We start from the raw sequence: 9,778 nt of genomic DNA, 5'->3' as shown, positions 1-9,778 counted from the left end.
CTTACCCGGAACAATGGACTCCAGTCGTCCCCATATCTCATCGGTCAGCAACATTCGACTCATCTTGATCGCTTACGCAAAAGATGAGATGTAAACACATTTCTTCAAATGTGAACAGAGCCTAGGCTGAATTTGCACGGGGGTTGTTTTGGTTTTCGGACGCAGCTTATGTATTTTGATGTTTCGGTATCCGATTCTTCGTCATCGGATTTTAATTTAGATTTTGCTTTGCAATACGCATCAGGATTTGAGTCGATGGAAACGGCTAACGCGAGCAGAACGTTCTCGCATTCAAGACGAGTGAGACTGGCGATCGCGGACGATCATCCGCTCGTCCTGCTTGCAATCGAGAAACTGTCTGGGCATTTTCCGAACATCGAGGTCATCAGCCGCAACACGAACTCGACTCAACTCGACGAGTCGCTCGCGAACGCCGAATGCGATGTCGCGATCATGGATTTCCACATGCCCGGCGGCCGCTTCGGCGACGGCATCGAACTCATTCAGCATATGGCCGGGAGTTATCCGGACGTGCGCGTCATCGTGCTGTCGCGCAATGACAGCGCGACTGTCGTCAAGCAGGCGCTCGACGTCGGCGCGCATGCTTTCCTCAGCAAGGAAGATCGTCTCGACCTCATCTATCTTGCAATCGTCTCTGTGATGTCCAACGAGACTTACCTCGGGCCGGCCATTCGCCGCTCGCTCGCGGTGGCGAACGCGGAGGGACATGCCCGCTTCATTCGTCAGCGACTCACGATCCGCGAACTCGAGGTCATCGAACGTTATGCGCGCGGTGCGAACGTGACCGAGATCGCAAAAGAGCTGGGCCGCAGCGTGAAAACCATTAGCGCGCAGAAATGCGCGGCCATGCGAAAGCTGGAACTGTCCACCGATGCGGATTTATACCGTTTCGTCGCGGACAGCAATCTGCTTTAAAGCGATAGCGCGGAGTTTCGCCATATTGCGATTTCATTAGCGGGACCGGAAAGGAGGCTACGCCTAATCGACAGAAGATCGATGCGTACCGGAACATAAAATGAATGAGACATCGAATATCACCAGCCCTATACGCGTTATCGTCGCCGACGACCATCCTGCAGTCGTCAAGGGCATTCAAACTTATATGGAGCGCGACGGGCATTTTCAGGTCGTCGCCACGGCGAACGATACGTTGATGCTCGCCGAAGTAATCGACAGCACGCCGTGCGATTACATTTTCACGGATATCGGCATGCGCGGAATCGATGGCGAAAGTAACGCCATTGCATTTTTAAGGCGTTTGTCGTGGTATTCGCGGCGTCCGAAGATCGTCGCGGTGACCATAATCTCGCAAGGGCAGATGCTGGCGGGCCTGATCCAGTTGGGCATCGACGGCGTGGTCGACAAGCGCGACGGCCTCGATTGCCTGCCCGAAGCGGTTCATATGATCGCGGGCGGATCGCGCTATCTCTCGCCTTCCGCAAAAAACACCGTGGATCGCTTTCCTTCGTCGACGCCGGCGTGCGCGGGCGTGCTGAGCCGTCGCGAGTTGGAAGTCTTCCACCTCTACGCGAGCGGCCTGCTGGTCGAAGAGATTGCCGAACGTTTCGGCCGCAGCACCAAGACCATCGCCACGCAAAAGCGCAATGGCATGCGCAAGCTCGGACTCGATTCCGAAGTGGAATTGGTCGAATACATGCGTCAAATCGGGCTCGTCTGACACGCCGGTCACGCGATAGAAATCCATAAGACATGTTTGGGATATGTCTGATTTCTATGCAAAGGCAAGTAGGACGAGACTGTTCAGTTCCTGACGTTCAATCGCTCGCACCGCAAGCGCGCCGATCGTTTGACGATTTTCGAGAGGCTGTGAATTGAGACCCTTGCTGTTGGCTTGCTGGCTTGCGCTGTTCGCGCTTCATTTGCCCGCATCGTTCGCGTCGCCGATGTCGCCGGTGGGCGGCGGCATCAGCGGCATGCGGCTATTGCCCGCGCTGATCGGCGTGGCCGCCGTGCTGATCGTCACGTTGCGCGCGCTGATTCTGCTTCAGCGCGAGATGGGGCGTCGCGTCGAAATCGAACGGCGTCTGGCCACGCAGTTGAGCTTCCAGCAGACCATGATGGAAGTGGTGCCGTATCCGCTGATCGCGAAGGATATGGAAAATCGCTATGTCGCCGTCAATCGCGCCTTCGAAGATGCGCTGTGCATTCAGCGCGAGGACATCATCGGGCGCACGGCGCGCGAAGTCGGCGCGTGGGGGCACGAGCATAGTCAGGTGCTGCACGATCTCACGGCCAACACGCTGAGCACCGGCGTGCGTCAGGAAATCGAAGCTGAGTTCTTCGACCGCAACGGACGATCGCGCTACGGACTTTTCTGGACCGGCGCGTTCTACGCATCGAACGGCGAACGGGCCGGCGTCGTCGGCACCATGATCGATATCACCGATATTCGAGACGCCGAATTGCGCGCCCGACAAACCGAGCGCCGTCTTCACGATGTCACGCGCTCGCTGCCGGCGGTGGTGTTTCAACTGCGCCGGTCGAACCAGGGCGCGTACAACCTTCCGTATATCGACGGCGACACGCGGCAACTGCTCGGTCTCGACGTCGCGGCGCTGGCCGACGATCCCATGAACGTGCTGCGTCATGTCGATGCGCTCGACAGCGTGCGGCTGGTGCGCGAGATCGAGACATCGTCGGCGACGCTCGAGCCTGTGCACACCGAATTTCGCTCGACGGTGAAGGGCACCACGCGGTGGATTCGCGCCGATCTGGTGGCGCATCGCGAAGACGACGGCGCGGTCGTGTGGAGCGGCTACTGGGCCGACGCCAGCGTCGAACACGCGCGCGCCGAAGAACTCGCACGCGCCAGCGACACAGCGGAAGCCGCCAATCGCGCGAAGGACGATTTCCTCGCGATGATGAGCCACGAAATCCGCACGCCGATGAACGGCGTGCTCGGTCTGGTCGAAGTCTTCGAGAACACGCCGCTGAATCCCGATCAATCGCAGATGCTCGGCATGATTCAGGATTCCGCGAGCGCGCTGCTGCAGATTCTGGACGACCTGCTCGACTACTCGAAGATCGAAGCCGGCCGCCTGACCATCGAATCGACGCCGATCGATTTGCGCGAACTGGTCGATAACACCATCGGTTTGCTGGCGAGACGGGCGCACGAGAAAGGCTTGCGCGTGCGCGTCCATGTTGCGCCGGATGTCGCGGCGATCGTGCGCGGCGACAGCGTGCGTCTGCGTCAGGTCTTGTTCAATCTGCTGAGCAACGCCATCAAGTTCACGATCAAGGGCGAGGTGGCGCTGCACGTCGGCGTGGTCGAGCAGCGCGGCGGGGCGCAGGTCATCGAATGGTGCGTGAAGGATACGGGCATCGGTATCGCGCCCGAGGCGCAGGCCAGCCTGTTCGAGTCGTTCGTGCAGGCAGAAACGTCCACGACGCGGCGTTTCGGCGGCACGGGGCTGGGGCTTACCATCTGCAATCGTCTCGTCGAACTGATGGGCGGCGCGCTCGCGTTGAACAGCGCGCTCGGCGTCGGCACGGCCATGTCGCTGCGTCTCGTGATGCCGGTGGAAACGTCGCAGTATCAGATCGACGGATTGCGCGGCAAGCATGGCATCGTCGCGATCGAGGACGATAGCGTGGCGCAAAGCGTGTTCGACCTCGGGCAGGCGCTCGGACTCGATCTGCGTCGCATGGAACCGTCGGCACAGGCTTTGCTCGACGACAAGACGTGCCGGTGTCGACCTCGTTTTTCTGAGCGATACGCGCAAGGACATTCTGCCGCTCGCGTCGCGCGTCATTCACGTCACCGAGAAACCGAAGCCCACCGGATATCGCATTCTCGAGGACGATATTCGCGTCAGCGTGAATCCGCTGTCGTGGCGCGGTCTCGGCGCGGCTTGCGTGGCGGCGCTGACCGGCATGCCGCAGATCGCGACGACCGTCGCGCTCGGCCAGGAACCGAACTCGGAAGCGCCGGACCGGGAAACCGCGCTGCAAAGCGGCCGGCTGGTGCTGGTCGCGGAAGATCATCCGGTGAATCAGGAACTGATCCGGCATCAGTTGTCGTTGCTGGGCTTTGCCTGCGATGTCGTGCACGACGGCGTCGAAGCGCTCGCGGCGTTGAAGAACACGGCATACGGCTTTCTGATCACCGATTGCCATATGCCGAACATGACGGGCTATGAACTCGCGCGGCGCGTGCGGGCCGACGAGCAGGGCGGATCGCGGCGTCTGCCGATTCTCGGCATTATCGCGAGCACGGTGCCGGAAGAATTGAAGAAGTGCCACGACGCCGGCATGGACGATTGCCTCATCAAACCGACCCGGCTTGCGACCTTGCGCGATCGTTTGAATCGATGGTGGCTGACAGAAAATCCGACGTCACAAATCGAGACACCCGCGCGACAACAGCAAGCGTCGAACGAAGCGGACGACGATCGGCTGGACCTCGACGCCATGGCGCAACTGTGGGGCAGCGAGGCGACCGTCAAGGCGCTTCTGGACGCGTTCGTGTCATCGTTCCGCGATGACCTCGTCGCGCTGCGGAACTTGCTCGATCACGGGACGGTGGAGCATTTGCGCGAGTGGCATCATCGCGTGGTCGGGGCGGCCAGCGTGCTGCACTATGCGCCGTTGCTCGATGCGCTCGAGACGTATCGTCGCGATTTGCAGACGAAGTCGTCGGCGCAACGTCGAAGCGATGGGCTTGCGCTGATCGCGCGGTGCGAGCAGTTGCTCGAAACGATTGAGGCGCAAGGCGCGGCGATCGTCTGAGGCCGCGTTTGCGGGCGCGTCAGGGAAGCGCGGTCGATCGCTCATCCGCGCCGTTGCCGATGTTGGCATCGGCGGGCGCGCGATCGCGGAAATACGTCAGCGCGAAATCCACGAACGAACGCGTCTTCGCGGAAACGTGCCGGCGTCCCGGATAGACGAGCGACACTTCCTTGTCGGCATCCGCGAGCGTGTAATCGGGCAGCAGACGAACCAGCGCGCCGGATGCGATGTCATCGGTCACATGGCTTTCGGGCAAGACGGCAATGCCCATGCTCGATAGCGCGGCCTGCCGCAACATCGGCGAGCTGTTGACCATGTAAGCCGGATTGAGCGAAATATTGTCCCGCACGCCCGATGGCGCGACGAACGACCACGACGAGCCGCGTATGTCCGACGACGGCGCCAGAAAGCGATGCTTCGCGAGCGCGACCGGATTGCGCGGCGCGCCCTCGCGCGCGACATAATCGGGCGACGCGACCAGCACAGCCGCGACCGTAAACAGCGGCCGATTGATCAGCGTGCCGCTGGTCACGAGATGCGGCGTGACGACGCCCGCATCGAAGCCTTCATCCACCAGATCGACCGGCCGATGCAGCAAGGTCAGACGCAGCTTCACCTCCGGATAGCGCTCCTGATAGGCGCTGAGCATCGGCGTGAGTTCGAGCACCGAAAACGATGCCGATGCCACGAGCTTGAGCGTGCCGGACGGATCGACCGATGTATTCCCCACCGACGTTTCCACTGCCTCGATCTGTTCGAGCACGGCGCGACAACCGTCCGCATACGTGCGTCCGGCTTCGGTCAGCGACACGCTGCGCGTGGTGCGATTCAATAGACGCGTATTGAGATGCGTCTCCAGCAGTGAGACATAGCGCGTGACGACAGCATTCGAGATTTCGAGTGCGGCCGCGGTGCGTCCAAACGATTCGGTTTCGGCGACTTTGAGGAAGACGCGCATCGCTTGCAGTTGATTCATTGAGCGAAGGGCAGGCGCCAGGTTATATGCGATTACGAGACGCAATCAAATTGAATACGTGTCGCGTGCGCGACATTAGCGATTAACCGGTGCTTATGTAATCGGAGGAATCCTATGTTCGACCGATGTCTCCTATGGACCACTGTCGCATACCTGCAACTCAGCGTGAATCAGGAAATATCGAGATAGCGGGTGGTATCAGGTAAGTACCAGAGAGCTAAGCGTTTACTCATATTGAAATTCGATCTTTCGAATTGTTCGAAAATATTTTTGTGTTTCCTTGGGTGGTCGATGCAAAAAGCTGAGTCATACACTTTGGGTTGCCGAATAAACGGTGTGAGGCGCACCCCGGGGCATCAGGTCCCAGACGTGCCGTGGCGCCGACTGAAGCAACCCATCGAGTCTTGGACTCCATCAAAGGAACACGCATGAAAAAGAATCTTATCGTGGCAGCAGTGGCAACGCTGGCTGCAGCGTTCGCGACGGCTGCAAGCGCGCAAAGCAGCGTGACGCTGTACGGCATCGTCGACGCAGGTCTGACGTTTGTGAACAACGTGGTCGACACGAACCCGACTCACACGAACATGAAGACCAACTACCACGGCCTGACCAGCGGTAATCTGCAAGAGAGCCGTTGGGGCATGCGCGGTTCCGAAGATCTGGGCGGCGGCATGAAGGCGATCTTCAATTTGGAAAGCGGCTTCAGCCTGAACAACGGCCAGGCGGATAATAGACTCTTTGGTCGTCAGGCATATGTCGGTCTGTCGTCGGACGCCGGCACGGTCACGCTCGGTCGTCAGTATGACTCCGTCGTCGACTACCTCGGCCCGCTGAGCGCAGCTGGCACGTGGGGCGGTACGTACTTCGGTCACGCTTTCGGCAACGACAACCTGAACAGCAACTTCAGCATCGCCAACGTGATGAAGTTCCAGAGCAACAACTACAGCGGCTTCTCGTTCAGCGGCCTGTATGGCTTCTCGAACCAGGCTGGCGGCTTTGCTGACAACCGTGCTTACAGCCTCGGCGCTGGCTATGCAAACGGCCCGTTCAAGTTCGGTGCTGCATACATGCAAGGTAACGGCGTCAACTCGTCGGCTACGGGCGCGATCTCGGGTGAGCAGTTTGCAAGCAACTTCGCGGCAGGCAACGTTCATGATCGTCAGCGCACCTTCGGTGCTGGCGGAAGCTACTCGTACGACGCTATGACGTTCGGCGCAGTTTGGACGCAAAGCCGCCTGAACAACAGCGACTTCCAAGGTTACTCGAACGTTTTCAACAACTTCGAAGTGAACGGCCGTTACCTCGTGACGCCGGCGCTGGCTCTGGGCGCTGCGTACACGTACTCGACGAACAAGGTCAACGCGTTCGGCCAATCGTCGGATACGGTCCACTTCCATCAGTTCGGCCTGCAGGCTGACTACGCGCTGTCGAAGCGTACGGACTTCCACGTCGAAGCCGTGGCGCAAATCGCTGGCGGCGGTGCTGATGGTTACTACCCGCAAGCCGCAATCGCCAACAACAACGGCGCATTCGGTCCGTCCTCGAGCAGCCGTCAGGTTCTCGTGAACACGGGTATCCGTCACCGCTTCTAAAGCGGGCTGCGTCTGACGCAGTCGCTGTAAGTTAGCAAGGGAAGGGCGCCGCGAGGCGCCCTTCTTGCGTTTGCATGTCGTTCGGTGCAACACGCGTCCATCATTCAAATGCTCTACGATGCCGACATCGGCAGAGCGATGTCAGCTCGCCTCACGCGCAAGGAGCGAGCAAGCGATGATCTCGACGACACGTAAGCCCCCAGTCCGCTGGATAGCAGGCGCGATGTTGACCTTGCTGGCATCGGCCGCATCGACCGTTGCGTTCGCCGATACCGTCGCGCTCAAGGCCAACCTCCAGCCGTCGAGCGAAGTGCCGCCGCGCGTCAGCAAAGGCCACGGCCTGCTCGATGCCACCTTCGACACCGACACCAAAATCCTCGCCTGGACCGTCACCTACGGCGACCTTTCCGGTCCCGTCACGATGGCGCATTTCCACGGCCCCGCGCCCGTCGGACAGAACGCCAAGGTGCAGATTCCGATCGACAAGAAGGGGCTCGTGAGCCCGATGAAAGGCGAGGCCACGCTCACCGACGCGCAAGTCACCGATCTGATGGCCGGCCAGTGGTACTTCAACATTCATACGCAGGACAACCCGACCGGCGAGATTCGCGGTCAGGTGATGCCGTCGAACTGACGGCGTTCTCACTGCGTATCCGATGAGTTGGCAAAACGCCCTGGCCTGCGCGATCCTGCGTCGTCGGATGCGGCCGGAAACCGCGAAGCCGGGCATCAACGTGGCAAGGGTGCGCGCGTACACGGCGCGACGCGTCTTGTCGCCGCGCGTGCCGAAGGGTTTCGCGCTGCAGATTCGCGATCGCGAAACGCATGCGCCGTTACGCGGCGAATGGCTGCGTTCATCGCTGTCGACGCGGACGATTCTGTATCTGCACGGCGGCGGCTATTACTTCTGCTCGCCGTCGAGCCATCGCGCGATCAGCTTCGGGCTGGCGGCGCGCGCAGGCGGACGTGTTTTCGCTGGACTATCGCCTCGCGTCCGAGCATCCTTTTCCCGCTGCGGTCGATGATGCCGTCGCCGCGTATCGCGCATTGCGGGCGCAGGGCATCGCGGCGAGTTCGATCGTGATCGCGGGCGATTCGGCGGGCGGCGGTCTCGCGCTCGGCGCCTTGCTCGCGCTGCGCGATGCCGGCGACGCCTTGCCCGCCGGCGCGATACTGTTCTCGCCGTGGACCGATCTGAAGATCAGCGGCGCATCGATGCGAACGAACGAAGGCCGCGATCCGATGTTCCACGCCACCGTTTTCCCCGCCGTCGCCGCGCAATATCTGGGCGATGCCGACGCGACGCATCCCTATGCCTCGCCGCTATTCGCCGATCTCGCGGGCTTGCCGCCGCTTCTGATTCAGGTCGGCGACACCGAAGTCCTGCTCGACGATTCGACGCGCCTCGCCGAGCGAGCGCGCGCCGCCGGCGTCGAAGTCGATCTGCAAATCTGGCGGAAGGTGCCGCATATCTTCCAGATCTGGGCGCCGTTCATGCCGGAAGCGCGCCGCGCGCTTCGCCAGAACCGCGACGAGTTCGACAGACACTCAGCGCATGACCTCGATGGTCTGATACGCGCGCTCGACCACGGCCGTGCCGTAGCATCGTTCGAGCCGTCGTACGGTGAAGTGGCCGTGCGCCATCTGCTGAAAGTGGTCCATGAAGACGGTGTTGACCATTGCGCCGAGCACCGCGCCGATCGCCGGAATCGACTTCGCCGCGACCTGTTCGCTGACCTGCACCGAAAACCGCGACGCGATCGTCTGCACGAACTTGAGCAGCGCGGTCGATCCGTGACTGCCCAAGCCCTTGGCTGCGATCTCGCTGGTCGCGCGATACCGACTGCGCCAGCGCGCCGCGCACGATGAAATAGCCGAGATCGGCGTTGTCGTCGCTTTTGTTGGTGCCGCCCATGCCGAGCACCATCATGCATTGAAGCTGAGTCTCCACGCGATGCACGTCCTCGCCCTCGCTGCGCGCGATATCGCAGATCGAGCGGAACATCAGCGTGGTCGTCACCGGCAATTCGACCGGCAGCGAGAACATGCCGAATGCGCCGCCCGCCGCGCCGGTCGTCGCGACCGCGAGTTTGTGCATCAGATTGCTCGGTTTGTCGGGCGGCGGCGCGAGCAGCGAATCGGACGGCGCGCTTTTGCCGATAGTCCGCAGCGCGACCTGCAGACACTTCTTGAGCGCGAGCTGCGTCGCTTCGTCGACTTTTTCCTGCGCGGACGAGGGCAGCCGGCCCATGAGTTTCTCGATCGACGCGCCGACGACGCTGGCGAGCTGCATCGTCAGCGACGGGCTTTCGAGTTCTTCCTTGGCGCGCGTGAGGGCGGCGAAATCTTCCGTGGTGAGCGGCGAGGTGATGATCGGCGTCGGTTCCATGCGATTGATCTGATTCGAAAAAGAGGTGTCGGCAATCCGGATTAGAGC

General features: G+C 61.0%; 9 protein-coding genes and 2 pseudogenes. 8 read left to right on the top strand and 3 right to left on the bottom strand.

The window, feature by feature from the left end:
• The first annotated feature begins 132 nt into the window (after window positions 1-132).
• The 4 genes from BVER_RS12750 (at window position 133) to BVER_RS33765 (ending at window position 4,773) form a co-directional block, all read left to right on the top strand.
• The gene (locus BVER_RS12750; RefSeq protein WP_232316523.1) at window positions 133-936 is read left to right on the top strand and encodes a response regulator; all 804 of its coding nucleotides are present in this window, start codon (window positions 133-135) and stop codon (window positions 934-936) included.
• A gap of 100 nt (window positions 937-1,036) precedes the next feature.
• Entirely contained in the window at window positions 1,037-1,699 is a 663-nt protein-coding gene (locus BVER_RS12745; RefSeq protein WP_050453609.1) for a response regulator, read from the top strand.
• Window positions 1,700-1,853: 154 nt separating this feature from the next.
• Window positions 1,854-4,184: a hybrid sensor histidine kinase/response regulator gene (locus BVER_RS12740; protein WP_232316522.1), complete on the top strand. Its 2,331-nt coding sequence runs from the start codon at window positions 1,854-1,856 to the stop codon at window positions 4,182-4,184.
• Window positions 4,066-4,773 (top strand): response regulator, encoded by a 708-nt coding sequence (locus BVER_RS33765; protein ID WP_232316524.1) that lies wholly within the window; start codon window positions 4,066-4,068, stop codon window positions 4,771-4,773. The genes BVER_RS12740 and BVER_RS33765 overlap by 119 nt, the downstream gene beginning before the upstream one ends.
• A 19-nt stretch (window positions 4,774-4,792) precedes the next feature.
• On the opposite strand, the gene BVER_RS12730 is transcribed toward BVER_RS33765, so the two are convergent.
• Window positions 4,793-5,749: a LysR family transcriptional regulator gene (locus BVER_RS12730; protein ID WP_050453606.1), complete on the bottom strand. Its 957-nt coding sequence runs from the start codon at window positions 5,747-5,749 to the stop codon at window positions 4,793-4,795.
• Window positions 5,750-6,177: 428 nt separating this feature from the next.
• Between BVER_RS12730 and BVER_RS12725 the strand changes: the two genes are divergently transcribed.
• The 4 genes and pseudogenes from BVER_RS12725 to BVER_RS35560 form a co-directional block, all read left to right on the top strand.
• Window positions 6,178-7,341 carry a porin gene (locus BVER_RS12725; RefSeq protein ID WP_050453605.1) on the top strand — a complete coding sequence of 388 codons (1,164 nt, stop codon included), beginning with the start codon at window positions 6,178-6,180 and terminating at the stop codon, window positions 7,339-7,341.
• A 223-nt stretch (window positions 7,342-7,564) separates the two neighbouring features.
• A complete protein-coding gene (locus BVER_RS12720) occupies window positions 7,565-7,975 on the top strand; it encodes a CHRD domain-containing protein (RefSeq protein WP_050453604.1) in 411 nt (136 codons plus the stop codon).
• A 22-nt stretch (window positions 7,976-7,997) separates the two neighbouring features.
• Window positions 7,998-8,366, top strand: a complete 369-nt coding sequence (locus BVER_RS35565) for a hypothetical protein (protein ID WP_332309095.1) — start codon at window positions 7,998-8,000, stop codon at window positions 8,364-8,366.
• A pseudogene (locus tag BVER_RS35560) lies at window positions 8,308-8,760 on the top strand (alpha/beta hydrolase fold domain-containing protein); the annotation flags it as partial. The gene BVER_RS35565 and the pseudogene BVER_RS35560, both read left to right, overlap by 59 nt.
• Here BVER_RS35560 and BVER_RS35555 read toward each other — a convergent pair.
• Complete coding sequence (locus BVER_RS35555) at window positions 8,665-8,889, bottom strand: hypothetical protein (protein ID WP_332309094.1); 225 nt, start codon at window positions 8,887-8,889, stop codon at window positions 8,665-8,667. The pseudogene BVER_RS35560 and the gene BVER_RS35555 sit on opposite strands and share 96 nt — an antisense overlap.
• Window positions 8,890-9,730: pseudogene (locus BVER_RS30115) on the bottom strand (EcsC family protein).
• Window positions 9,731-9,778 lie beyond the last annotated feature (48 nt).

This window comes from Candidatus Burkholderia verschuerenii (genome assembly GCF_001189365.1).
Taxonomy (GTDB): Bacteria; Pseudomonadota; Gammaproteobacteria; order Burkholderiales; family Burkholderiaceae; genus Caballeronia; species Caballeronia verschuerenii.
The sequence above is the reverse complement of the archived record's forward strand: the minus strand, read 5'-3'. Positions and strand labels throughout refer to the sequence as shown.

Bases quoted from the DNA above. Each gene is read 5' to 3' on its own strand.
- BVER_RS12720 (WP_050453604.1), top strand. From the start codon at position 7,565: ATGTTGACCTTGCTGGCATCGGCCGCATCGACCGTTGCGTTCGCCGAT.
- BVER_RS12725 (WP_050453605.1), top strand. From the start codon at position 6,178: ATGAAAAAGAATCTTATCGTGGCAGCAGTGGCAACGCTGGCTGCAGCG.
- BVER_RS12730 (WP_050453606.1), bottom strand. From the start codon at position 5,749: ATGAATCAACTGCAAGCGATGCGCGTCTTCCTCAAAGTCGCCGAAACC.
- BVER_RS12745 (WP_050453609.1), top strand. From the start codon at position 1,037: ATGAATGAGACATCGAATATCACCAGCCCTATACGCGTTATCGTCGCC.
- BVER_RS35565 (WP_332309095.1), top strand. From the start codon at position 7,998: ATGAGTTGGCAAAACGCCCTGGCCTGCGCGATCCTGCGTCGTCGGATG.